The sequence below is a fragment of the Pseudomonas sp. MF5691 genome, from assembly GCF_016405645.1.
Taxonomy (GTDB): domain Bacteria; phylum Pseudomonadota; class Gammaproteobacteria; order Pseudomonadales; family Pseudomonadaceae; genus Aquipseudomonas; species Aquipseudomonas shahriarae.
In genome coordinates, this window is sequence record NZ_JAEKDC010000012.1 from 167,062 (window position 1) to 191,621 (window position 24,560).

Here is a 24,560-nt window from a genome sequence, read left to right on the forward strand (position 1 = left end):
TCAAGGCTGGTCCCTGGGGGAGCTGGCAAGCCAGCTCCCCCAGGGGGCGCTTGTGCAGGTTCAATCCCTGATTGTAGTGCCGATCACATCAACCGCGGTGACGACCACGGAAGTAGTTGATCAAGCCTTGGGTCGAGGCATCGTCGGCCAAGGTTTCCTCGGCGCCCGTCAGGCGGTTGTAGACGCCCTTGCCCAGTTCCTTGCCCAGCTCCACGCCCCATTGGTCAAAGGCGTTGATGCCCCAGATGACGCTTTGTACGAATACTTTGTGTTCATACATCGCCACCAGCGCGCCCAGACGGCGCGGGCTGATCCGCTCCACCACCAGGGTGTTGCTCGGGCGGTTGCCCGGGATCACCTTGTGCGGCGCCAGCTTTTGTATTTCGTCTTCGGCCATGCCTTTGTCACGCAACTCTGCTTCGGCTTCGCTGCGGGTTTTGCCGAGCATCAGCGCCTGGCTCTGGGACAGGCAGTTGGCATACAGCCACTGATGGTGGTCGGAGACCGGGTTGAAGCTGACGATCGGCACAATGAAGTCGGCCGGGATCAACTGGGTGCCCTGGTGCAGCAACTGGTGGTACGCGTGCTGACCGTTGCAGCCCACGCCGCCCCAGATAACCGGGCCAGTATCGGTGGAAACCGGCGTGCCGTCCTGGCGTACGCTCTTGCCGTTGGATTCCATGTCCAACTGTTGCAAGTGCTTGGTGATGTTACGCAGGTAGTGGTCGTACGGCAGGATCGCGTGGCTCTGGGCGCCCCAGAAGTTGCCGTACCACACACCCAGCAGGCCCAGCAGCACCGGCATGTTTGCCTCGAACGGCGCGGTCTGGAAGTGCTGGTCCATGGTGTAGGCACCCGACAGCAGTTCCTTGAAGTTGGACATGCCAATGGCCAGGGCGATTGGCAAGCCGATGGCCGACCACAACGAGTAACGGCCGCCGACCCAATCCCACATCGGGAAGATGTTCTCTTCACGGATACCGAAGGCCACGGCCGCCGCGTTGTTGCTCGACACGGCGATAAAGTGGCGATACAGCTCGGCTTCCGAGCCACCCTGGGCCAGGTACCAGGCGCGGGCGGCCTGGGCGTTTTTCAGGGTTTCCAGGGTGTTGAAGGACTTCGACGAGACGATAAACAGCGTGGTCTCGGCGCGCAGCTTCTGGGTTAGCTCGTGGAATTCACTGCCATCGATATTCGCCAGGTAGTGGCAGCGCACGCCTTTATGGGCGTAGGACAACAGTGCCTCGGAGACCAGCTCAGGGCCGAGGAACGAACCGCCGATGCCGATGTTGACCACGTCGGTGATTGGCTTCTCGGTGTAGCCACGCCACAGGCCGTCATGGATGCGGCCCACCAGGTCGGTGATCTGGTTCAGCACCTTGTGCACGTCGGGCATGATATTGGTGCCGTTGACCGACAACTTGTCGCCCACCGGGCGGCGCAGTGCGGTGTGCAGCGCCGGACGACCTTCCGAAGAGTTGACCGGCTCGCCATCGAACAGCGCCTTGATTGCGCTTTTGAGATCGACTTCGTTGGCCAGGCCCACCAGCAGGTCGCGGGTTTCAGGGGTAATCAGGTTTTTCGAGTAATCGAGGAAAAGTCCGCAGCTGCTCAACGTGAACTGGGTAAAGCGCTGGGGATCGGCATTGAACGCTTCGCGCATGCTGAAATCCTGCATGGCTTGGCGATGTTGATTGAGCGCTTGCCAGGCGGGCAGAGCGGTAACGTCATGAGGGGTGCGGTAATACGCCATCGCTGCGGGTTTCCTTTTTATTACTGGGACTGCTTTTAGGACACTTCTAAACCCGGAACATCCAGTTTTGTATCAAGGTTTGGGTTCCAGACAGCGCTAACTATAACGCCGGGCGATTACATTAAACCTAGCGTGTCGATATGTCTTGGCTTTGTCTGCGCGCAAGCCGGTACTTTTTTATACCGGGGCCTGGGAGGCGCTAAAAACTGAATGTGGGAGCGAGCTTGCCCGCGATGGTGCTGGGTCAGCGACAAATACATCGACTGACCGTCCGCCATCGAGGGCAAGCCCGCTCCCACATGGGGAGATTGCCAGGCTTAAGCGCTGAGGTTGAGGTGCAGGTTGTCGATCAACCGTGTTGCGCCCAGGTACGCGGCGACCAGGATCACCACATCACGATCCTCGGCGGTTGCCGGACGCAGGTGCTGGCCCTGGCAGACTTCCAGGTAGTCCATGCGCAGGCCGGCGGCCTCGATGTGCTGGACCTGCTCGGCCCGCAGCTTGGCGAAGTCGCGGTCGCCGTTTTCAATGGCGGTGGCGATATGACGGAGGCTGCGGTACAGCACCGGGGCGATGGCGCGCTGTTCTTCAGTCAGGTAACCGTTGCGCGAGGACAGCGCCAGGCCGTCCTCGGCGCGCACGGTGGGCTCGCCAATGATCTGGATCGGCATGTTCAGGTCGCGCACCATGGCGCGGATCACCGCCAGTTGCTGGTAGTCCTTTTGCCCGAACACCGCCAGGTCGGGCTGGACCATGTTGAACAGTTTGCTCACCACCGTCGCCACGCCCTCGAAGTGACCCGGGCGGCTGGCGCCGCACAGGCCTTCGGACAGTTGCGGCACGCTGACCCGGGTCTGCACCGTCATGCCGTCGGGGTACATCTCGTCGACGGTGGGGGCGAACAGCAGGTTGCAGCCCGCCACCAGCAGCTTTTCCTGGTCGGCGGCCAGAGTGCGCGGGTACTTGTCCAGGTCTTCACCGGCGCCAAACTGCAGTGGGTTGACGAAAATGCTCGCCACCACGAAGTCGGCTTGTTCGGCGGCGCGTGTCACCAGCGTAGCGTGGCCGGCATGCAGGTTGCCCATGGTCGGCACGAAGCCAATGCGCTTGCCGGCGTTACGCGCGTGAGTGACGGCGGCCCGCAGTTCGCGCAGGGTTTTTACGGTGTTCATGCAGAGAATCCGTGTTCGAGGCCAGGGAAGGTAACGGCTTTGACTTCAGCCACATAGGCGCTCAGCGCGGCCTGGATGTTGTCCTGGCCGGTCATGAAGTTCTTCACGAATTTGGGGGCGCGGCCGGTGAGGTTCAGGCCGAGCATGTCATGCAGCACCAGGACCTGGCCGTCGGTCGCGCTGCCGGCGCCAATGCCGATCACCGGGATTTTCACCGCCTGGGTGATTTCTTCCGCCAGTTCGCTAGGCACGCACTCGAGCACAATCATTGCAGCGCCGGCCTGCTCCAGGGCGATGGCGTCGGCCCGCATCTGCCGGGCTTGGGCTTCATTACGGCCCTGGACCTTGTAGCCACCCAGGATATTGACGGACTGTGGCGTGAGGCCCATGTGTGCGCATACCGGAACGCCGCGTTCAGCCAACAATCGGATCGACTCGGCAAGCCACAAGGCACCTTCGACCTTGATCATATGTGCCCCGGCCTGCATCAGCTTGCCGGCGTTCTGGAAGGTCTGCTCAAGCGTTGCGTACGCCATGAACGGCAGGTCGGCGATGATAAAGGCGCCTTCGTTACCGCGCTTGACGCTGGCGGTGTGGTAGGCAAGTTCATCGGTGGTGACGGGGAGGGTGCTGTCATTCCCTTGAAGAACCATGCCCAGGGAGTCGCCCACCAGTAACACCTCGACCCCGGCCTGGCAGCAAGCCTGGGCGAACGTGGCGTCATAGCAGGTCAGCATGGTGATTTTTTCACCCTTGAGTTTGAGGCTCTGCAAGGTGGTCAGGGTAATGTCTGGCATGAAAAGGGTCCTCGTTCAGGCGCTTGGAAACAGCGAGTAACGCGCGTGAGTCTTCGTTTATACAGGCGCACTTTCTTCAGAGCAGTGCTTATAAGGCCTGGATTGCGCCCTTCAGCGCCGGGTTGGCGGCAGCGGGACGCCTATAGTCGTGAGGAGGACTCTGGAAGTCAATTGGATGTGTTACCGCATTGTTACGAGCGGGGTGTTACCGCTGTTACTGATGCGATTCAGCAGGTAAAAGGCGTGCTCGGCCAGCGCCCACAGGGCTTGAGTCAAGCAGGAGGCAGGCGTTCCAGGCCGACGAATGGGCATTGATCGAGCAGATCACTGAGTAGGCGGCCGTCAGGCAGTTGCAAAGTGGCCGGTGCCAGTTCGGCAAGTGGATACAACACAAAAGCCCTTAGATGCATCTGGTAATGAGGCACCTTGAGGTGCGGCTCATCAATCAGGCGATCGCCAAACAGCAGGATATCCAAGTCCAGGGTGCGCGGGCCCCAACGCTCAAGGCGTTCGCGACCCTGGTCGTTCTCGATGGCTTGCAGCGCATCCAGCAGTTCCAGTGGCGCGAGGGTGCTGTTCAGCGCCGCCACCGCATTGGTATAGCGGGGCTGGCCGGGAAGCAGGGAATCACTTTGGTAGAAGGCAGAAACACCGACGAATGTGGTGTTCGGCAACTGCGCCAACGCCTCGATGGCGTTGCGCAATTGCTGTTGCGGGGCAGCGAGGTTGCTGCCCATGCCGATGTAGATACGCTCCACGGTGCTTATTCGCCAGAGGTATCGGCGGCACTGCGCTTGCGTTTGCTACCGCTGCTGCGGCGGCGCTTTTTCGGGCCGTCGCCAGTGGGTTCGCCTTTGCTGCTCAGTTCACGAATCATCTCGCGACGTTCGCTGTCATTGGCGTCCTGGTAGTCGGTCCACCATTCGCCCAGGCCATCAGTCTGCTCGCCGGCGCTTTCACGCAGCAGCAGGAAGTCATAGCCGGCACGGAAGCGCGGGTTGTCCAGCAGCAGGTCGGCACGTTTGCCACTGCGCCGTGGCAGGCGTTCCTGCATGTCCCAGATCTCGCGGATCGGCATGGTGAAGCGCTTGGGGATTGCGATGCGCTGGCATTGCTCGGCGATCAACTCGTGCGCGGCTTCCTGCATCGCTGGAATCGGCGGCATGCCACGGTTCTGCAGGCGCAGCACGCGGGCGGGCAGCGCCGGCCAGAGCAGGGCGGCAAACAGGAATGCCGGGGTCACCGGTTTGTTCTGTTTGATCCGCAGGTCAGTGTTGATCAACGCTTCACTGATCAGCGTGTGGGTGTACGTGGGGTTGTGCTCCAGTGCATCGGCGCTGGCCGGGAACAGTGGGTCGAACAACTGCAGGTCCACCAGCATTTCGAAGGTGTCGGCGGCATGCCCGGAAAGGAACAGCTTGAGCACTTCCTCGAACAGGCGTGCCGAAGGGATTTCCCGCAGCATCGGCGCCAGCTCGCGAATCGGCGCGGCCGTATGTTTCTCGATGCCGAAGTTCAGCTTGGCGGCAAAGCGCACGGCCCGCAGCATGCGCACCGGGTCTTCCTGGTAGCGCTGCGTAGGGTCGCCGATCAGGCGGATCAGGTGGTTGCGAATATCGTGTACGCCGTTGGCGTAATCGAGGATGCGCTCGCTGACCGGATCGTAATAGAGGGCATTGATGGTGAAGTCGCGGCGTTGCGCGTCTTCTTCCAGGGTGCCGTACACATTGTCCCGCAGGATGCGTCCGCTTTCGTTGCGGGAAGACTGGTTGCTGTCTTCCTCTTCATCGTTTTGCGGGTGGCCTGCTCGGAAGGTGGCGACCTCGATGATCTCGCGACCAAAGTGGATATGCACCAACTTGAAGCGCCGACCGATGATCCGCGCGTTGCGAAACTCGGCGCGCACTTGTTCAGGCGTGGCGCTGGTGGCGACGTCGAAATCCTTGGGAGTGATGTTGAGCAACATGTCGCGCACACAACCACCGACCAGGTAGGCCTGGTAGCCAGCGTTCTGCAGGCGTTCGACGATGTTCACCGCATAACGGCTGAACTGGGCGCGCTGCAGCGAATGTTGATTGCTGTTGAGCACTTCAGGCGTGCTGCGAATGTGTTGCGTACGACGCAAGGGGGAACGGAATGACTGGAACAACTTCTTCAGCATGGGATGCACTGTTTGAAGGAATGTTCGGCCATAACGAAGAATGACCGCATGATGGGCCGGGATTCTAGCATTTAGTCAGGGGATGGTGTAGGAACTAGCTGCAAGCGTTGAGCCAGATGCTTAAATAAGCCGGTGCGGCGCTCAAATCGCAGAAACTACAAGGGGAGCCGAAGCTCCCCCAGAAAGTAGTTGCGTGCTCTATTTTTATTATTGGTTTCGGGCTTCTTGTTTTTGTTGATCGCCCTCGCCATGAGATTTGACCTTCATGACACTCCCAATCGGGAGTCAAGAGCAAACGGATTGCTTTGGTCGCTGTGTTGCGATGATCAATGATCCAACCAGTTCAGGCTCTGCCTTAGGGCAGTTTTTGTTGTTCTCGGCCTGGTTGCGGGGCAAGCCCCAAATGCAACGCCTCTCCAAAAGAATCAGTTAGCTGCGCCTCCGCCGTGTTGTTTTTATTGTGCGTGAGTCGATTCGTCTTATTTTTATTGTGTGTGTACGGTGCTTTTTATTGTTCTTGTACTAAGCATATAGCAGGGTGCGTGCCAACTTTTGCGAGCCCCAGCAAAATCAGGGGGATGGCCGGGTTTTGGGTGTTTGGCAGGCGAAAAAAAGCCGGGGCTTCGTTACCGTAAGCCCCGGCTTTTTGTTACGTGAATATCTGAGGTAACAGTTTTTTCACGTTTGGGGTGTTACCCAATGTGAGTTGACCTCAGCTTTCGCTGGCAACCCCGGTCTTGCGCCGTGGAATGCCCAGGCGCTGGCGCCGTTCCCACAGGCACTTGCGGCTGACACCCAGTTTGCGCGCCAGTTCGGTCTCGGTCATATGGTCCTGGTGCTCCAGGACGAAGTGCTGGAAGTAGTCTTCCAGGGACAAGTCTTCTGTAGGCTCATGGCTGGTGTTACTGCCGCCCTGTTGTGGTGCCAGGCCAATGAAGTCGTCATCGTCCAGGTCACTCAGTTCGATATCAATGCCCAGCAGCTCGGCGGAGATCTGCGGGCTCTCCGAAAGAATCACAGCCCGCTCCACGGCGTTTTCCAGCTCGCGCACGTTACCTGGCCACGAATAGTGGCGGATAGCTTGCTCGGCGTCGGCCGCAAACGTCAGGTCGGTACGGTTGACGCGCGCGCTCTGGCGCAACAGGAATGCATTGGCAATCTCGTTGACGTCGGCACCGCGTTCGCGCAGGGCCGGCAGCTTGAGGGCGATTACGTGCAGGCGGTAATACAGGTCTTCGCGGAACTGGCCGATTTTCGCCAGGCTCTTCAGGTCCCGGTGAGTCGCGGCGATCAGGCGCACATCGACTTTTTGTGACTGCACCGAGCCGACCCGGCGAATCTCGCCCTCCTGCAATACGCGCAGCAGGCGTGCCTGGGCTTCCAGGGGCAGCTCACCGATTTCGTCGAGGAACAGCGTGCCGCCGTCCGCCGCTTCCACCAGGCCGGCGCGTCCGGCGCTGGCGCCGGTAAAGGCACCTTTCTCGTGGCCGAACAGTTCGGATTCGATCAAGGATTCGGGGATTGCCGCGCAGTTCACCGAGATCATCGGGGCCTTGGCGCGTTTGGACAGGTTGTGCAGGGCGCGGGCCACCAGCTCTTTGCCGGTGCCGGACTCGCCCTGGATCAGGACATTGGAGTCCGTGGGCGCAACCTTGCGGATCTTGACGTACAGGTCCTGCATGGGCGGGCAGGAGCCGATGATGCCGATTTCGCCATTGCTGTTGTCGACCCCGGGTTTGTCGCTGGCGGCCTTGCCGGCCGGCCGTTCCGCCGGGGCACTGTTGGTGGACTGGCGGTCACGCAGGATGCGCGCCACGGCCTGGAGCATTTCGTCGTGGTCGAAGGGCTTGGCGATGTAGTCCACCGCGCCCATCTTCATGGAGTCTACGGCCGAGCGCAGGCTGGCATAGCTGGTCATGATCAGCACCGGCGTGCCCTGGCCCAGCTTGATCAGTTCGGTACCGGGCGCGCCAGGCAGGCGCAGGTCACTGACAATCAGGTCGAATGTGGGAATGCTGAAACGCTCTTGGGCTTCCTGCACCGAGCCGGCTTCGCTGACCTGGTACTGATTACGTTCAAGCAGGCGACGCAAGGCAGAGCGGATAATGGTTTCGTCTTCGACGATCAAAATGTGCGGCATTGATTCAATTCTCTCGACGGTCTCAGTTCACAGCGGACGTCGCTTCGACATGACGCGGCAAGGTCACCCGAATACGGGTGCCGCGTTGGCTTTCGGTGTCAGCCGGGCTGTCGATGGTGATTTGTCCATAATGCTCTTCAACGATGGAATAGACCAGTGCAAGGCCCAGACCGGTACCTTCACCAGGATCCTTGGTGGTGAAGAAGGGTTCGAACAATCGGTCCATGATGTTCTGTGGAATACCGCTGCCTTCGTCTTCGACGATCAGGTCTACCGTGTGCTCGTAAGCCTCGCTCTTGACCCTTACCGCACTGCCGGCGGGTGTCGCGTCGCGGGCATTGGACAGCAGGTTGATCAGCACCTGGGCCAGGCGTTGTGAGTCGCCGACCACCCAGTGTTCCGGATCGCACAAGTTATAGAACTGTACTTCGAAATTACGCCGGTTCAAGGCCAGCAGCCCAATAGCATCCTGGGCGACTTCGGCCAGGCACACCGCTTCATCGTGATTCTGGTGGCCGCCGGCATGGGCGAAGCTCATCAGCGATTGCACGATGCGCGAGACGCGTTTGGTTTGCTCGAGGATCTGCCCGCTGATTTCGGTGATTTCGTCGTCTTCTTCGCGCTCCTCGCGCAGGTTCTGCGCCAGGCACGCGATACCGGTGATCGGATTGCCGATCTCGTGGGCCACGCCTGCCGCCAGGCGCCCGATACTGGCCAGGCGCTCGGAATGCACCAGCTTGTCTTCGAGCATCTGGGTTTCAGTGAGGTCTTCGACCAGCAATACCAAGCCACTGTTGCCTGGGGCCAGGGGTTCGTCGATGGCCGCTTTGTGCAGGTTCAGCCAGCGGGTCTGGCCATCCAGGGCCAGGTGCTGTTTGTGCAAGTGTTCGTCGGGCAGGTTGATAAAGCCCTGCAGCAACTCGCGCCAGGGATCGCCGATGGTGGTCAGGCGCGAGCCGACCACGCGCTGGGCGGCGATGCCGGTCAGCTCTTCCATGGCCTTGTTCCACATCAGGATCTCCTGGTCCTTGGCCAGGGAGCACACGCCCATGGGCAGTTCCTGCAGGGTCTGGCGGTGGTAGCGGCGCAGGGCATCGAGTTCGGCGGCAAGGCCGGTGAGGCGTGAGTGGTAGTCTTCCAGCCGGCTCTCGATAAAGTGGATATCTTCAGTTACATAGTTTTCGCCGCCGGCCTTGTAGGGCAGGAAGGTCTCGACCATGTCCTGGGACACGCTGGGGCCCATCAACCCGGACAGGTTGGCCTCGATGCGGTCGCGCAGGCGGCGCAGGGCATAGGGGCGGCGCTCGTCGAAAGGCAGGTACAGATCGCGCAGTGCCTGTTCCACTTCCTTTTGTGCAGCCTTGGCGCCCAGGGGCTTGGCCAGTTGCGTGGCGAATTCCTGGGGCGAGGCGGCATGCAGTTCGCGGCGTTGCGGGCGGCGTACGTTATCCACCGCGCAGGCTTCGGCCGCGCTGGTTTCTTCGGGGCTGGCGTTGGTGAATAGGGAGATCAGGGTGAACATCAGTACGTTGGCCGCCAGTGAGGCGATGGCTGCCATGTGCCAACTGGTGTCATCCAGCACGTAGATCATGTTCAGCAGCGGGATGTAGAAACCCTGCAGGTTGCCGACCAGTGGTAGCAGCATGGTCACCAGCCACACCAGGATTCCCGCCAGCAGCCCGGCGATAAACCCACGCCGATTGGCGGTTGGCCAGTACAGCACCGACAATACCCCCGGCAGGAACTGCAAGGTGGCGACGAAGGCCACAATGCCGAGGTTGGCCAGGTCTTGCTCGGCCGCCATCAGCAGGTAGAAGCCATAGCCGGCCATGATGATGGCCACGATCAGCGCGCGGCGTGTCCATTTCAGCCAGCGGTAGATATTGCCTTCGGCGGGCGGCTGATACAGCGGCAGCACCAGGTGGTTGAGGGCCATGCCCGACAGCGCCAGGGTGGTGACGATAATCAAGCCACTGGCCGCCGATAACCCACCGACATAGGCCAGCAGCGCCAGGGATTTACTGTTGGCGGCGATGCCGATGCCGAGGGTGAAGTATTCCGGGTTGGTGGTGGCCCCCAGTTTCAGCCCGGCCCAGAGGATCAGCGGCACCGCCAGGCTCATCAGCAACAGGAACAGGGGCAGGCCCCAGCTGGCGCTGACCAGCGAACGCGGGTTGAGGTTCTCGGTGAAGGTCATGTGGTACATGTGCGGCATGACGATGGCCGAGGCAAAGAACACCAGCAGCAACGTGCGCCAGGGGCCTTCCTGCAGCGGAGTGTGCAGGGCGGCGAGGGCGGTCTGGTTTTGCAGCAGCCACAGCTCAAGTTGTTGCGGGCCGTCGAACACCCCGTACAGCGCGTACAAGCCCACGCCACCGATGGCGATCAGCTTGATCACCGACTCGAAGGCAATCGCAAACACCAGGCCTTCGTGTTTTTCCCGGGTGGCGATATGCCGCGAGCCGAAAAAAATCGTGAACAGGGTGATCAGCGCACAAAAGCTCAGGGCCACCCGATGTTGCACCGGCTCGTGGGTAAGAATACCGATGGAATCGGCCACTGCCTGGATCTGCAGGGCCAGCAGCGGCAGCACGCCAATCAGCATGAAGATCGTGGTCAGCGCGCCGGCCCAGGTGCTGCGAAAGCGGAAGGCAAACAGGTCAGCCAGCGACGACAGTTGGTAGGTGCGGGTGATTTTCAGGATCGGGTACAGCAGCACCGGCGCCAGCAGGAAGGCCCCGGATACCCCGAGGTAGCTGGAAAGAAACCCATAGCCATATTGGTAGGCCAGGCCCACCGTGCCATAGAACGCCCAAGCGCTGGCATAGACGCCCAGGGACAAGGTGTAGGTCAGCGGGTGGCGAATGATCGCCCGCGGGATCATCCCACGCTCACTGATCCAGGCCACCCCGAACAGCGCGGCCAGGTAGGCGGCGCTGATCAGCAGCATCTGGGTCAGGCTAAAGCTCATCGGCATCTTTTTGGCTCTGCAGGATGAAAGTCACGACGATCAGGATCAACCACAGCAGATAGGGGCGATACCAGGCGCCCGTGGCGTCGATCCACCAGTCCATGATGGCGGGAGAAAACAGGTAGATCCCGACGACCAGCAGCAGGACCAATCGATAGATGTACATGTTGGCCTCTGATTGAAAAACTGCGGCGATGTTAACGGATGGTTGGCAGGCTGCAAGCGTCTTCAGTGCAATTGCGCTTCGGCCAGGGTCAGTGTGCGCGGGATCCGGGTGGCATCCCAGTGCCGGATGCCCCAACCGAGCAGTTCCTGTGGGCTGGCGTGGAGCAGCTCATCCCCCGGCTGCTGGCCGAGGGCGCGCAGGGCCCTGAGTAGCAGAGGTGTGGCCTGGTCGGGCGTTAGCGGCGGCGAGCGGTAGGATTTACCCAGCTTGTTACCGTCCGGCTGGATGATCAGCGGTACATGCAGGTAGCGCGGCTGGCGCAGGCCCAGCAGTTCTTGCAGGTACAGCTGGCGCGGCGTGGAGTCCAGCAGGTCGGCGCCGCGCACGATATCGGTGACACCTTGCCAGGCATCGTCGAGCACCACCGCCAGTTGGTAGGCATACAGGCCGTCGCGGCGGCGGATGACGAAATCGCCTACATCGCGGCCCAAGTGTTGTCGGAATTGGCCTTGTACGCGGTCAGTGAAATGGTATTCCAGTTCGGGAACCCGTAGGCGAATGGCAGCATCCTGCTGAGCGTGGCCGGCGTTGCGGCACAGGCCCGGGTAAATGCCGTTATACGGTTCCAGTTGCTTGCGTGAGCAGGTGCAGGCGTAGGCCAGGCCATGGTTGAACATGTCGTTCAGGACTTTGGCGTAGGCATCATGCCGCTCGCTTTGTCGGACCAGTTCCCCGTCCCATTCAAAACCATAGCTTTCCAGAGCATGCAGGATTGCCGCCTGGGCGCCGGGCTCTTCACGGGGAGGGTCGAGGTCTTCCATGCGCATCAGCCAGCGGCCTTGATTGGCGCGGGCGTCGAGATAGGAAGCGAGGGCTGCAACCAGGGAGCCGAAGTGCAAATGGCCGCTGGGGGTGGGGGCGAAACGCCCGATATAGGGAGAGGCTGTCATGGCCTGGATATTACTGGAAAACCGCCAAACCCCAGAAACAAAAATGGGGCGTTTGCACGCCCCATTTGTTCGGCCCGGCAGGGATTACTTGCCGACCTGTTTTTCCTTGATTTCTGCAAGGTTCTTGCAGTCCACACACATGTCTGCGGTAGGACGGGCTTCCAGGCGACGAATACCGATCTCGATGCCACAGGATTCGCACCAGCCGTACTCTTCGTCCTTGATCAGTTGCAGCGTCTTGTCGATCTTCTTGATCAACTTGCGCTCGCGATCGCGCGCACGCAATTCCAGGGCAAATTCTTCTTCCTGGCTGGCACGGTCTGCCGGGTCAGGAAAGTTGGCTGCTTCGTCCTTCATATGGCCAACGGTACGATCGACCTCCTGCATCAAGTCCTGCTTCCACTTGTTCAGGATCTTGGTGAAGTGCTCGCGCATGGGCTCGCCCATGTATTCTTCGCCCTTCTTTTCTACGTAAGGTTCGAAGCCGCCGAGACCTTGAGTCTGCTGTTGCTTTGCTTGGGTGGACATGAATAGACCGCCTCTCACTCTTCTAATCCATTGCGCAGGATTGCAACATCACCGACACCTGCCGGCCCTGCGGCTGCAAGCGGGCGAACTTACCAGATAGCTTCGGGGTGCGCCACTCCCGGTTGTCGAGGCCCGTCGTGCCGGGGTTGCAAACTGCTGCGACCGGCAATGGCTGGGTATGCATTGTCTCGAATGTTGATTTTAGTCGTTTTGCAGGTGCTTGCCCGGCTCATTGCCCTGGGCCAGGCAGGCAATAGAGCATGTTTTACCTCGCGGGTTCGGTAGAATCCCGATTTTGTCCTCATTGTTAAGGAAGGCTAATGGCTCAGCCCTACAGTGCTCGCAGTCGAGCTATCGAACCTTTTCATGTCATGGCGTTACTGGCGCGGGCCAATGAGCTACAGGCCGCAGGCCATGATGTGATTCATTTGGAAATCGGCGAGCCGGACTTCACCACCGCCGAACCGATCATCCAGGCCGGCCAGGCCGCGCTGGCCAACGGCAAAACCCGCTACACCGCCGCCCGTGGCTTGCCGGAACTGCGCGAGGCCATCAGTGGCTTCTACCAGCAGCGTTATGGCTTGAGTATCGACCCCGAGCGCATCCTGATCACCCCGGGCGGCTCCGGGGCCTTGCTCCTGGCCAGTAGCCTGCTGGTGGACCCCGGCAAGCATTGGCTACTCGCGGACCCGGGCTACCCCTGCAACCGGCATTTCCTGCGCTTGGTGGAAGGTGCGGCGCAACTGGTGCCGGTCGGCCCCGAGGTGCGCTACCAACTGACTGCCGATCTGGTGGAGCGCTACTGGGATCAGGACAGCGTGGGGGCCTTGGTCGCTTCGCCGGCCAACCCGACCGGGACCATCCTGACCCGTGATGAACTGGCGGGCCTGTCCAGCGCGATCAAGGCCCGCAACGGCCACCTGGTAGTGGATGAGATCTATCACGGCCTGACCTACGGCACTGACGCGGCCAGCGTGCTGGAAGTGGATGACGAGGCGTTTGTCTTAAACAGTTTTTCAAAGTATTTCGGCATGACCGGCTGGCGTCTGGGCTGGCTGGTGGCGCCCCCCGCAGCCGTGGGCGAACTGGAGAAACTGGCGCAGAACCTGTACATCAGCGCGCCGAGCATGGCCCAGCATGCGGCATTGGCCTGCTTTACCCCGCAGACTCTGGCGATCCTTGAAGAGCGACGGGCCGAATTCGGTCGCCGGCGTGACTTTTTGCTACCGGCTTTGCGCGAGTTGGGTTTTGGTATTGCGGTCGAGCCTGAAGGGGCGTTTTACCTGTATGCCGATATCAGCGCCTTTGGTGGCGATGCCTTTGCATTTTGCCGGCATTTTCTTGAAACCGAACACGTGGCATTCACGCCCGGGTTGGATTTCGGTCGCTTCCAGGCGGGGCATCATGTGCGTTTTGCCTACACGCAAAATCTCGATCGACTACAGGAAGCGGTGGAGCGGATTGCCCGTGGTTTGCGGAGCTGGCAAGGCTGATGCGCTTTCATCCTCCCCTCGAAGAAGGTCGGCTGATTCGCCGCTACAAGCGTTTTCTGGCCGATATCGAAACCGCTACCGGCGAGTTGCTCACCATTCACTGCCCAAACACGGGCTCGATGTTCAACTGCATGGTCGAAGGCGGACAAGTCTGGTTCAGCCGCTCCAACGACCCCAAGCGCAAGCTGCCGGGCACCTGGGAAATCGCTGAAACGCCCCAGGGGCGCCTGGCGTGCGTCAACACCGCACGCGCCAACCCGTTGGTTGAAGAAGCGCTGCATGCCGGGGTGATCACCGAGCTCAATGGCTTTACCGGACTAAAGCGTGAAGTGCCGTATGGCCAGGAAAAAAGCCGCATCGACTTTCGCCTGGACTATCCCGACGGCGCGGTCTATGTCGAAGTCAAAAGTGTCACCCTGGGGTTTGACGGCACCTCTGTCGCGGCGTTTCCCGATGCGGTGACTCAGCGTGGGGCCAAGCATTTGCGCGAATTGGCGCATTTGGCCCGCAGCGGCGTGCGGGCGGTGCAGTTGTACTGTGTGAACCTGTCGGGCATCGACAGCGTAAGGCCGGCCGAGGAAATCGACGCGGGCTACGCGGCGGCACTGCGTGAAGCCAAAGCTGCCGGGGTGGAAGTCCTGGCGTACGGCGTGCAGGTGGGGGCGCAGCAAATCTATATTGATCGGCCATTGACGGTGTTGCTCAACGACTAGAGTTGCACCCACAACCCCTGTGCGTCTTCGCGGCCGGGCAGGGGGCTGAGGCTTTGGCCCGCGCACGGGCCGGCCACGCACTCACCGTTTTCGATCAGAAACAACGCGCCGTGGGTGGCGCATTGGATCATGCTCGCGCTGGGATCGAGAAAGCGGTCCGGCTGCCATTCCAGCGGAACGCCGCGATGAGGGCAGCGGTTGATATAGAAATACACCCGGCCTTCGCGGCGCACGGCAAACAGCTTGCGGCCGTCGATATCGAAGCCGCGGCTGCTGTCGGGTGCCAGTTCGTGGGAGGGGCATAGAAACTTCATAAGCGTTCTCAGGTGGTACGGGTCAAGGGCTGTAGAGTGATCCGGGGTTTGCGGGTGAGCCCGGTGCTTGACGTTCAAATGCAAACAATTATCAAATGCCGGCTTCGCCTGTTAGCTGACTGCGTGCTCAGACGGTCGCATGACTGGCTCCACCCCCTGGAAGGAAACCCTTTTATGCGCCTGAGTACCAGCGCTATTGCGCTTGTTGTCGGACTGCTGGTCAACCACGTGGCGCAAGCCGCTGAACCGCCACAACGCTGGGTCAGCGCCGGCGGGGCGTTGTCGGAGTGGGTGGTGGCCCTGGGGGGCGAGTCAAAGCTGGTGGGCGTCGACACCACTAGCCAGCACCCACAATCGCTCAAGGCATTACCCAGTATCGGTTACCAGCGCCAGCTGTCGGCCGAAGGGATCTTGAGCCTGCGCCCGCAAATCCTGGTGGGCACTGAGGAAATGGGACCGCCCCCAGTGCTGGCGCAGATTCGCAATGCCGGGGTGCAAGTGGAGCTGTTCTCCGCACAGCCGGACCTGCCCACCCTGCAAGGCAACCTGCAACACTTGGGCGCGTTGCTGGGGGCTGAAGACCGGGCCATGGCGCTGTTCAGTACGTATCAACAGCAACTAAACCTGCAAAAAGCCGCCGTGACCCAGGCGCAAACCCGGCAAAAGGCCCCAGGCGTGCTGTTGGTGCTCGGACATGCCGGCGGCAAGCCGTTGATCGCCGGCAAGGACACCGCCGCCGATTGGGTACTGCAACAAGCCGGTGGACGCAATCTGGCGACGCACACCGGGTACAAGCCGTTTTCGGTGGAGTCCCTGGCGGGGCTGAGCCCTGAAGTGCTGGTGTTCTCCGACCGTGCCCTGAGTGGCGAGGCGGCCCGCGCAGCCTTGTTCAAGGAAAATCCGATTCTGGCGAACACCTCGGCGGCCAAGACCGGTCGGGTCGTTGAGTTGGACCCCACCTTGTTGGTCGGGGGCCTGGGCCCACGGTTGCCGGCCAGCCTGCAAGCCTTGTCCGCCGGGTTCTACCCCGCTAAAACCCAAGCCGCCCCATGACCACTCTGGTTAAACCACGCGCCCTGTTTATAGGCCTGAGCCTATTGTGTGTATTGGCGATCTGGCTGTCCTTGGCTTTGGGGCCGGTCAGCCTGCCGTTGCTCGACACATTGCGCGCCGCGTTACGCTTGCTTGGCGTGCCCCTTGAGGCTCAGGGGCTGGAGCAGGCAGAGTTGATTCTGGGGCAGATCCGTTTGCCGCGCACCTTGTTGGGGTTGGCGGTCGGCGGGGTGCTGGCGCTGTCGGGGGTGGCCATGCAGGGGTTGTTTCGCAACCCCTTGGCCGACCCGGGGCTGGTTGGTGTGTCCAGTGGCGCCGCGCTCGGGGCGGCGGTGGCTATCGTCGGCGGCGCGGCCTTTGGTGGCCTGCCGGATGCGGTGGGGCCGTATCTGCTGTCGCTGTGTGCATTCCTCGGTGGCTTGGGCGTGACGGCGCTGGTCTATCGCCTGGGGCGGCGTGATGGCCAGACCAATGTCGCAACCATGCTGTTGGCCGGTATCGCCCTGACCGCCCTGGCGGCCTCGGCGGTGGGCCTGTTCACTTACCTGGCGGATGACGCCACCTTGCGCACCCTGACGTTCTGGAACCTCGGCAGCCTCAATGGCGCCAGTTACTCGCGGCTGTGGCCGTTGCTGCTGGTCAGTGCCGGGGTGGCGCTGTGGCTGCCGCGCCGGGCCAAGGCGCTCAATGCCTTGCTCCTCGGGGAGTCGGAAGCCAGTCATCTGGGGATCAATGTCGAGGGGCTCAAGCGTGAGCTGGTGTTTTGCACGGCCCTGGGGGTTGGCGCCGCGGTCGCCGCAGCGGGGTTGATTGGTTTTGTCGGGCTGGTGGTGCCGCATCTGGTGCGCCTGCTGGCGGGGCCGGATCATCGCGTGCTGCTGCCGGCCTCGGTGCTGGCGGGGGCGAGCCTGTTGTTATTCGCCGACCTGGTGGCCCGCCTGGCCCTGGCGCCCGCTGAGTTGCCCATTGGCATTGTTACCGCCTTTATTGGCGCGCCGTTTTTTCTTTACCTGCTGTTGCGAGGGCGCGCCTGATGCTGCGAGTGGAAAACCTGCAGATCCGCCGCGGTCGCAAAACCGTATTGACCGACGTGACCCTGGACCTGAAGCCCAGTGAAGTCCTGGGTGTGCTTGGCCCCAATGGCGCCGGCAAAAGTACGTTGCTGGGCGCGTTGTGCGCGCAGTTGCAGGCGGATGAAGGCCAGGTCTGGCTGGATGACCGCGAACTCAAGGATTGGCAGGGTGCGCAACGGGCCCAGCGGCTGGCGGTGCTGCCACAGGTGTCGACCCTGGATTTCGCGTTTCGCGTCGAGGAAGTGGTGGGCATGGGACGACTGCCCCATCAGACCGGTCGGGCGCGCGACGCTGAAATCATCGACGCCGCCTTGCAGGCCGCTGACGTGAGCCACTTGAGCGGGCGCAGTTACCTGGCCTTGTCTGGCGGCGAGCGCCAGCGTGTGCACCTGGCGCGAGTGCTGGCGCAGCTCTGGCCGGGCGAGGCGGGGCAGACATTATTGCTGGACGAACCGACGTCGATGCTCGACCCGCTGCACCAGCACACCACCTTACAGGCGATCCGCAGCTTTGCTGATCGTGGCGCGGCTGTGCTGGTGATCCTCCACGACCTGAACCTGGCGGCGCGCTACTGTGACCGCATTTTGCTGCTGGAAAACGGCCGCCCCCATGCCCTGGGTACGCCGGCGCAGGTATTGCGCCCAGAATTGCTCAAGGCCGTGTTTGGCCTGGATGTGCTGGTGCAGCCCCATCCTGAACTAGGTCATCCGTTGGTCATTGCCCGCTGAGGTTCGTCGTGGCTGCAGCCATGTGCCGGGTTCATAAAACCCAGGCAAAAAAAGACCCGGCAAGAGCCGGGTCAAATAACCGTGATTAGCCTGATGAGGAGATAAACTGAGAGTCCGAACCAAGGGTCTTTCAGTTATCGGCTGATCTCGCGACCAGTTGTGATAATCATAACGATTCTCATTTGAGAGTCAATATTTGTTTTTACGCCCTGGGGCTTTTCCTCAAACGCATGTTTGAAATTCCCGTAAATCCTGGGCTCCGGACTGTTTCAGTTCTTGTTGCGTACCGACAAAACTTCCAATTGGCGATTCAAGGCTTCCTTGCGCTCAGTTGGAATATCGTTCCAATGCACATCCATCAATGCGCCTTCGATGGCATACAGCAGGACTTTGGACGCCCGAAAGCCACGACTGCGTACCGCCCGATAGGCGTCCACGGCGCCCAGGCGACGCAGGTCTGAAGCGCTATGGATGCCCACCGCATGCAGCCATTGCGCAGAGGTCTTGCCAAGGTTTTTCAGGTGTTGCAGCTCATCGTTCATTAAGCCTCCTTGCGACGGCCGAATGGTTCGGTGGGTATCGTGACCAGGCAAGCCTGAAAGGAGTGTAGCGCTCAGTAGGAAAAGCGTAGTTCTTTGCTCAGAAACGATGTAAACGCTTCTAAGGCTGGCGCTGGATTATTGACGGCGAGTGGCGCAAGCCCCCAGCCCGCGTTGCGCGTAGCTGGGGATAAGGGCGTGTTGTCAGCGGGTGCGGTAACGCAGGCGAGTGCCGAAATTGACCGACATCAGGATCTCGTCAGCGCTCAGCTCAGGCGGGAAGTAAGTGCCCGAAATCTGCGCATGGGCCAAGCTGGCGCCTTCCAGCGCGCAAGCGCGCAGGTCCAGGCCACGCAAATCGGCCGAACGGAAATAGGCGTCGGTAAAATCCACGCCCTCGGCATCCAGGTGGCGCAGGTCGAGCCCGCGGAAGTCACCGCCACGCATATCAATGGGGCCATCCTTGGGGCGTTCCTGATTGAAGCCATGGATGTCATCTTTATGCAGCAGCGCGTAGAGCGGGGTATCAAGCAACTTCGGCTGGCCCATGGCGGCATCTCCTGTTGGATTCATGGCGCCATTATAGTGCCACTATTGCTGGCTGTGAGCTGTTAACTGCTTCACAGCCAGGAAATATTTCTTACAGCCCTGGCAGGTGTTGACGAACATGGGCAACCAGCGCGTCCAGCGTCCCGCTTTCATTGGTCTCGACCCGCTTGCTCAGTAGCAGTTCCTCGGCGCTCAGAGGATCGCGGCTGGCTTGCTGCTGCTCAATGACCTCCAGGGTGGCGTCAGAAGGATCGTTTTTATCTGCCTGACGTTTCGCCAGCCAGTTGGCGATCACTGCCTGTGGTGCATTGCAATCGAGGATCAGGAAGGGCGCGCCAGTGGCCTCTGCGACTTTGGCGGCGGCGTCGCGTTGTTCACGCTTGAGGTAGGTGGCGTCCAGGACCACCGGGAAGCCCGCGCGCAGCACGGTTTCGGCGAGGGTATGCAGGCGGGCGTAGGTCGCTGCGCTGGCATCCGAGGCATAGATCCCGGCTTGTGGGGTGTTCTCCACTTGCTGCTCGCCAAACAAGCGCTTGCGTTCTACATCGGAGCGCAGGCGTATGGCACCGAGCGCGTCGACCAGGCGCATTGCCACATGGCTTTTGCCGGTGGCCGACACACCGTGGGTAATTGCCAGGAAGCGCGAGGGGATGGTGCTGTAGCTTTCGGCCAGGTTGGCGTAGTTACGGTATTGGCGCAGGGTGGTTGCACGCTCTACAGGCGTTGCTTCGGACGGCATGCTGAACAGGGCGACCTTGGCCCGCACCAGGGCACGGTAGGCCTTATAGAAGTTCAGCAGTTCGAGGCTCTGGTAATCGCCAGTCAGTTCCAGGTACTGGCTGATAAAGCGTCGGGCCAGGGACTTGAGGCCACGGTCTTCCAGGTCCATGGCCAGGAAGCCAGTGTCGGCACATACGTCGGTGAAGCGGAACGGCTCGTTGAACTCGATGCAGTCGAAGATCACCACGTGATCGTCGATCATCGTTGCGTTGCCCAGGTGAATGTCGCCGTGGCACTCGCGGATAAAGCCATTGAGCTTGCGTTGCTCCAGCAGGGGCTTGAGGCGTTCGAAGCTGCTCTGGGCCCAGGCTTGCAGTGCTTGCAGTTGGGCCAGGTCGGCCTTGTCGCTGAGAAACGGGCGGATCTGCTCGAAGTTCTGCTGTACAGGTGCCATCACCTCGTCCGGCGTGCCGGCCGGGTGCGCCTCGGGAACCTTGGGCGCGTTCAAGTGGAACTGCGCAATCTGGCTGGCCATTTCGTCGATGTGGCCGCTGGTCAGCTCGCCATTGGCCTGCAAGGTGCTCAGCAGTTGGCTTTGCGGGAACTGGCGCATTTTCAGCACATATTCGATGGCCGGACCTTCGCCGGCCAGTTGCGGGGCTTCAACGCTGCCGGTGATCGGTAACACTTCAAGATACAAATCTTGTGTCAGGCGCTGGTTGAGGCGCAGTTCCTCGTTGCAGAAGTGGGAGCGGGCGTCCAACTGGGTAAAGTCGAGGAAGCCGAAGTTCACCGGTTTCTTGATCTTGTAGGCGTAGGGGCCAGTGAGCAGAACCCAGGAAATATGGGTTTCGATGACTTGAAACGCTTCGACCGGATGAGGAAACAGGGCCGGGTTTTGCAGGGCGGCAATCAGGGGCTGGCTCACGGGCGATCCTTCGGAGTCTGGGAAAATAATGGAGCGCATTATGGCCGCTCAAGTCGGTCATGCAAACCGCCGTCCGGTTCATGTTGATCATCAATAAAATGCGTATAATCCGCCGCCATGACTCGTACCCGATCTCCCCGTTCCCGTAAAAAACCTCCTCCCCGCAGCCTGCGCCCCTGGCTGGGCTGGGCGATCAAGCTCGGCCTGGTTGGCCTGGTGGCACTCGCAGGCGTCGCGGTGTACCTCGATGCCGTGGTCCAGGAGAAGTTCTCTGGCAAGCGCTGGACCATCCCGGCGAAGGTGTACGCTCGCCCGCTGGAGCTGTTTACCGGCCAGAAATTGAGCAAGGCTGACTTCCTTACCGAACTCGATGCGCTGGGTTACCGACGCGAAGCCGTGGCCAACGGTCCGGGGGCGGCGGCGGTCAGCGGCAATACCGTGGACTTGAACACCCGGGGCTTCCAGTTCTATGAAGGCCTGGAAAAGGCCCAGCCGGTGCGTGTGCGTTTCTCCGGGGATTACGTGGCCGAGCTTTCCGCACTCAACGGCGGCAAGCTGCCGGTGGTGCGCCTTGAGCCATTGCTGATCGGCGGGATTTACCCGAAGAACCTTGAAGATCGCATCCTGATCAAGATTGATCAGGTCCCGCCGTATCTGTTGGAAACCCTGGTCGCGGTTGAAGACCGGGATTTCTACAGCCACTGGGGCGTATCGCCCAAGTCCATCGCCCGCGCCATCTGGGTCAACACCTCGGGTGGCCGCATGACCCAGGGCGGCAGTACGCTGACGCAACAATTGGTCAAGAATTTCTACCTGACCAGTGAGCGCAGCCTGACCCGTAAACTCACTGAAGCCATGATGGCGATGTTGCTGGAGCTGCATTACAGCAAGCAGGAGATCCTGGAGGCCTACCTCAACGAAGTGTTCGTCGGCCAGGATGGCCAGCGCGCGGTGCATGGTTTCGGCCTGGCCAGTCAGTTCTTCTTCGGCCAGCCATTGTCCGAGCTCAAGCTGCATCAGGTGGCGTTGCTGGTGGGCATGGTCAAGGGGCCGTCCTATTACAACCCGCGCCGCAACCCGGAGCGGGCCCTGGAACGTCGTAACCTGGTCCTCGACGTGCTGGAACAGCAGGGCGTGGCCACCGCAGAACAGGTCGCTGCCGCGAAGAAGATGCCTCTGGGTGTCACTACCCGTGGCAAGTTGGCCGACAGTTCATTCCCCGGCTTCATCGACCTGGTCAAGCGCCAGTTGCGCGAAGACTATCGCGACGAGGACTTGACCGAAGAAGGCCTGCGGATCTTCACCAGTTTCGACCCGATCCTGCAGATGAAGGCCGAAGCGTCGGTCAGCGATACCTTCAAGCGCCTGGCCGGGCGCAAGGGTTCGGATGAGGTTGAGGCGGCCATGGTGGTGACCAATCCGGAAACCGGTGAAGTCCAGGCCATGATCGGCAGCCGCCAGGCCAGTTTTGCCGGCTTCAACCGTGCCCTGGATGCCGTACGGCCGATTGGCTCGCTGATCAAGCCGGCGGTGTACCTCACGGCGCTGGAAAAACCGAGCAAGTACACCCTGACCAGTTGGTTGTCCGACGAAGCGTTTTCGGTCAAGGGCGCCGATGGCCAGGTGTGGAAGCCGCAGAACTATGACCGTCGCTCCCACGGTACGGTGTTCCTGTACCAGGGCCTGGCACACTCCTACAATCTGTCCACGGCGCGGCTGGGCCTGGAGCTGGGGGTGCCGAACGTCCTCAAGACCCTGGCGCGCCTGGGCGTGAGCCGCGAGTTCCCGGCGTTCCCTTCGATGTTGCTGGGGGCGGGGGGCTTGAGCCCGATGGAAGTGGCGACCATGTACCAGACCCTGGCCAACGGTGGTTTCAATACACCGATGCGCGGGATCCGCAGTGTGCTTACGGCGGAAGGCGAGCCGCTCAAGCGCTACCCGTTCCAGATCGAGCAGCGCTTTGATCCGGCCTCCATCTATCTGACCCAGAACGCCATGCAGCGGGTCATGCGCGAAGGGACCGGGCGCTCGGTGTACAGCTCACTGCCGGGCAACCTGACGCTGGCCGGCAAGACCGGTACCAGTAACGATTCCCGGGACAGTTGGTTCGCCGGTTTCAGCCAGGACCTGCTCGCGGTGGTGTGGCTGGGGCGCGATGACAATGGCAAGACACCCTTCACGGGGGCGACCGGCGCCTTGCAGGTCTGGACCAGTTTTATGCGCAAGGCCGACCCGCTGCCACTGAACATGCCGCAACCCGACAACATCGTGCAGGCCTGGATCGACCCCCATACCGGGCAGGGCTCCGATGCCAACTGTCCGGGCGCGGTGCAGATGCCGTATATTCGCGGCAGTGAACCGCCAGCCGGCGCTCCATGTGGCACAGGTGTGCCCACGGATGCCGATTCGGTGATGGATTGGGTCAAGGGCTGGATGAATTAAGCAAAGAGGATTTCAAGTGAACAAGTGGTTGATTCCGGCTATTACAACGTTAGCTTTGCTCAGTGGTTGCTCCACCGTGCAGCGCGGGTCCATCCCGGTGGTGGATTCCGGCACGGCCGTGTCCAACAATGACCGGATCTCGGCCAACGGCGGCTTCCGCCAGACCGTGACCACGCGTCCAAACCCTGCCACAACCCAGGCTGTACCCCAGGATTCCGGAGTGGTGGTAATGGTTCCGGGGGGCGGCGCTACTACGTCTGCGCCGATCAGCTCGGCGCCATGGACACCGGGCCCGATCACACCTGGGCCGTCGAACTCCGCGCCGATTGATAGCGCGCCGATCAACCAGGGCACCTACAACATGCCCTCGACCCCGAGCGGGATTCCTTCGGCCAACGCCGGTGGCCTGTCCGCCGACGAGCAGTTGGACGGTCCGGTCCTGGCCTTGCTCACCACTGCGCAGCAACAGCAAGCCGGTGGAGACTTGAACGGTGCATCGTCCAGCCTCGAGCGCGCCCAGCGTGTCGCGCCACGTGAACCGCAGGTGCTCTACCGCCTGGCGCAAGTGCGCATGGCCCAGGGGGATGCGCCACAAGCCGAACAGTTCGCCCGTCGTGGCCTGACCATGGCTAACGGTCGTCCTGACCTGCAGGCCAGTCTGTGGGCCCTGATTGGCGACGCGCGCGCTGCGCAAGGTGATGCTGCCGGTGCTGCCCAGGCTCGGCAAAAGGCCAAGGTCAGTCTCTGATGGATCCTCGTTTTCCGGCAATTGCCGAGCAGTTATTGCTGATTGAGCGCGAATTGCGCCTGGCGGGCTGGTGGGATGAAGTGTCCCCCAGTGCCGAGGCGCTGAGCAGCGTCGAGCCGTTTTCGGTTGATACCCTGGATTTTCATCAGTGGTTGCAGTGGATCTTCCTGGGTCGCATGAAACAGATCCTCGAGCAGGACCTGCCGTTGCCCAATGCCTCGGGCATTCTGGAGATGGCCGAGATGGTCTACGCCGATCGTCTTCAAGAGAGCCTCGGCCTACGGTCGGCGCTGAAAAAGTTCGACCAACTGATCGTCGGCGCTCGTTAATTGCCTGACTGCCGGGTTTTCCGGCAGTCTTGCGCACATTTCTACCGCTTGACGACATTCAGGCGAGTTTTATCCCTCCTCAAAGCCCTTTCTTCTACGTTCACATGCGCTTAGTTGGAAAAAAGCGCAATTATTGCTTGACTTGAAGGGGCTGAAACAGAAGAATCCAAAGTCCGCTGTATCGGGACTGCCAGAAGCAGGCCCGCTCAGCAGATCATGAGGCGCACATCCGCGCCGACCTGTTACACCCGCAACGCGTTACCTCGCGCTGGGTGGGAAAAGCCCGCAACACT

At 61.1% G+C, this 24,560-nt stretch carries 22 protein-coding genes; 8 read left to right on the forward strand and 14 right to left on the reverse strand.

Translation table 11 applies throughout. The features are described from left to right. Window positions 1-88 precede the first annotated feature (88 nt). The 10 genes from pgi to dksA all read right to left on the reverse strand — a co-directional run bounded on the left by pgi (window position 89) and on the right by dksA (window position 12,638). Window positions 89-1,753, reverse strand: coding sequence for a glucose-6-phosphate isomerase (gene pgi, locus JFT44_RS18325; protein WP_057440163.1), 1,665 nt, complete (start codon window positions 1,751-1,753; stop codon window positions 89-91). 317 nt (window positions 1,754-2,070) lie between these two features. After that, window positions 2,071-2,925: a pantoate--beta-alanine ligase gene (gene panC / locus JFT44_RS18330; protein ID WP_057960651.1), complete on the reverse strand. Its 855-nt coding sequence runs from the start codon at window positions 2,923-2,925 to the stop codon at window positions 2,071-2,073. Continuing rightward, window positions 2,922-3,722: a 3-methyl-2-oxobutanoate hydroxymethyltransferase gene (panB, locus tag JFT44_RS18335; RefSeq protein ID WP_057960650.1), complete on the reverse strand. Its 801-nt coding sequence runs from the start codon at window positions 3,720-3,722 to the stop codon at window positions 2,922-2,924. Before panB ends, panC begins: the two co-directional genes overlap by 4 nt. Before the next feature lie 272 nt (window positions 3,723-3,994). Then, window positions 3,995-4,480, reverse strand: a complete 486-nt coding sequence (gene folK / locus JFT44_RS18340) for a 2-amino-4-hydroxy-6-hydroxymethyldihydropteridine diphosphokinase (RefSeq protein WP_128593137.1) — start codon at window positions 4,478-4,480, stop codon at window positions 3,995-3,997. Window positions 4,481-4,485: 5 nt separating this feature from the next. Continuing rightward, window positions 4,486-5,883: a polynucleotide adenylyltransferase PcnB gene (locus JFT44_RS18345; RefSeq protein WP_057960649.1), complete on the reverse strand. Its 1,398-nt coding sequence runs from the start codon at window positions 5,881-5,883 to the stop codon at window positions 4,486-4,488. A gap of 712 nt (window positions 5,884-6,595) precedes the next feature. Then, complete coding sequence (locus JFT44_RS18350; protein WP_057960648.1) at window positions 6,596-8,023, reverse strand: sigma-54 dependent transcriptional regulator; 1,428 nt, start codon at window positions 8,021-8,023, stop codon at window positions 6,596-6,598. A 22-nt stretch (window positions 8,024-8,045) separates the two neighbouring features. Beyond that, on the reverse strand, window positions 8,046-11,000 hold the full coding sequence (locus JFT44_RS18355) for a sensor histidine kinase (protein ID WP_170045325.1): 2,955 nt from the start codon (window positions 10,998-11,000) through the stop codon (window positions 8,046-8,048). Beyond that, complete coding sequence (locus tag JFT44_RS18360; protein ID WP_003176118.1) at window positions 10,984-11,160, reverse strand: hypothetical protein; 177 nt, start codon at window positions 11,158-11,160, stop codon at window positions 10,984-10,986. The genes JFT44_RS18355 and JFT44_RS18360 overlap by 17 nt, the downstream gene beginning before the upstream one ends. 62 nt (window positions 11,161-11,222) lie before the next feature. Then, window positions 11,223-12,110 (reverse strand): tRNA glutamyl-Q(34) synthetase GluQRS, encoded by an 888-nt coding sequence (gene gluQRS, locus JFT44_RS18365; RefSeq protein WP_057960646.1) that lies wholly within the window; start codon window positions 12,108-12,110, stop codon window positions 11,223-11,225. 84 nt (window positions 12,111-12,194) lie between these two features. Further along, complete coding sequence (gene dksA, locus JFT44_RS18370) at window positions 12,195-12,638, reverse strand: RNA polymerase-binding protein DksA (protein WP_057440158.1); 444 nt, start codon at window positions 12,636-12,638, stop codon at window positions 12,195-12,197. A 320-nt stretch (window positions 12,639-12,958) separates the two neighbouring features. Here dksA and JFT44_RS18375 point away from each other — a divergent pair, with 320 nt between their 5' ends. Together JFT44_RS18375 and sfsA are read left to right on the forward strand one after the other, a co-directional pair. After that, window positions 12,959-14,131, forward strand: a complete 1,173-nt coding sequence (locus JFT44_RS18375) for a pyridoxal phosphate-dependent aminotransferase (RefSeq protein WP_057960645.1) — start codon at window positions 12,959-12,961, stop codon at window positions 14,129-14,131. Then, window positions 14,131-14,844: a DNA/RNA nuclease SfsA gene (sfsA, locus tag JFT44_RS18380; protein ID WP_198831007.1), complete on the forward strand. Its 714-nt coding sequence runs from the start codon at window positions 14,131-14,133 to the stop codon at window positions 14,842-14,844. Before JFT44_RS18375 ends, sfsA begins: the two co-directional genes overlap by 1 nt. On the opposite strand, the gene JFT44_RS18385 is transcribed toward sfsA, so the two are convergent. Further along, window positions 14,841-15,158 (reverse strand): Rieske (2Fe-2S) protein, encoded by a 318-nt coding sequence (locus tag JFT44_RS18385; RefSeq protein ID WP_057960643.1) that lies wholly within the window; start codon window positions 15,156-15,158, stop codon window positions 14,841-14,843. The genes sfsA and JFT44_RS18385 overlap by 4 nt on opposite strands. Before the next feature lie 174 nt (window positions 15,159-15,332). Between JFT44_RS18385 and JFT44_RS18390 the strand changes: the two genes are divergently transcribed. The 3 genes from JFT44_RS18390 to JFT44_RS18400 are packed head-to-tail and all read left to right on the forward strand — an operon-like array spanning window position 15,333 to window position 18,012. After that, window positions 15,333-16,211: a hemin ABC transporter substrate-binding protein gene (locus JFT44_RS18390; RefSeq protein WP_057440155.1), complete on the forward strand. Its 879-nt coding sequence runs from the start codon at window positions 15,333-15,335 to the stop codon at window positions 16,209-16,211. After that, window positions 16,208-17,245, forward strand: a complete 1,038-nt coding sequence (locus JFT44_RS18395; protein ID WP_057440154.1) for an iron ABC transporter permease — start codon at window positions 16,208-16,210, stop codon at window positions 17,243-17,245. Before JFT44_RS18390 ends, JFT44_RS18395 begins: the two co-directional genes overlap by 4 nt. Further along, a complete protein-coding gene (locus JFT44_RS18400) occupies window positions 17,245-18,012 on the forward strand; it encodes a heme ABC transporter ATP-binding protein (RefSeq protein ID WP_057440153.1) in 768 nt (255 codons plus the stop codon). The genes JFT44_RS18395 and JFT44_RS18400 overlap by 1 nt, the downstream gene beginning before the upstream one ends. Window positions 18,013-18,281: 269 nt before the next feature. On the opposite strand, the gene JFT44_RS18405 is transcribed toward JFT44_RS18400, so the two are convergent. From JFT44_RS18405 to JFT44_RS18415, 3 genes are all read right to left on the reverse strand, one after another. After that, window positions 18,282-18,554 carry a TfoX/Sxy family protein gene (locus JFT44_RS18405; RefSeq protein WP_057440152.1) on the reverse strand — a complete coding sequence of 91 codons (273 nt, stop codon included), beginning with the start codon at window positions 18,552-18,554 and terminating at the stop codon, window positions 18,282-18,284. 201 nt (window positions 18,555-18,755) lie between these two features. Beyond that, window positions 18,756-19,100, reverse strand: a complete 345-nt coding sequence (locus tag JFT44_RS18410) for a pentapeptide repeat-containing protein (RefSeq protein ID WP_057960641.1) — start codon at window positions 19,098-19,100, stop codon at window positions 18,756-18,758. A gap of 91 nt (window positions 19,101-19,191) precedes the next feature. Beyond that, entirely contained in the window at window positions 19,192-20,748 is a 1,557-nt protein-coding gene (locus JFT44_RS18415) for a bifunctional aminoglycoside phosphotransferase/ATP-binding protein (RefSeq protein WP_057960640.1), read from the reverse strand. Window positions 20,749-20,865: 117 nt separating this feature from the next. Here JFT44_RS18415 and mrcB point away from each other — a divergent pair, with 117 nt between their 5' ends. The 3 genes from mrcB to JFT44_RS18430 are packed head-to-tail and all read left to right on the forward strand — an operon-like array spanning window position 20,866 to window position 24,267. Then, window positions 20,866-23,190 carry a penicillin-binding protein 1B gene (gene mrcB / locus JFT44_RS18420; RefSeq protein WP_120731577.1) on the forward strand — a complete coding sequence of 775 codons (2,325 nt, stop codon included), beginning with the start codon at window positions 20,866-20,868 and terminating at the stop codon, window positions 23,188-23,190. A 16-nt stretch (window positions 23,191-23,206) separates the two neighbouring features. Further along, a complete protein-coding gene (locus tag JFT44_RS18425; RefSeq protein ID WP_057960638.1) occupies window positions 23,207-23,938 on the forward strand; it encodes a M48 family metallopeptidase in 732 nt (243 codons plus the stop codon). Then, window positions 23,938-24,267: a YqcC family protein gene (locus tag JFT44_RS18430; RefSeq protein ID WP_057960637.1), complete on the forward strand. Its 330-nt coding sequence runs from the start codon at window positions 23,938-23,940 to the stop codon at window positions 24,265-24,267. The genes JFT44_RS18425 and JFT44_RS18430 overlap by 1 nt, the downstream gene beginning before the upstream one ends. Window positions 24,268-24,560 lie beyond the last annotated feature (293 nt).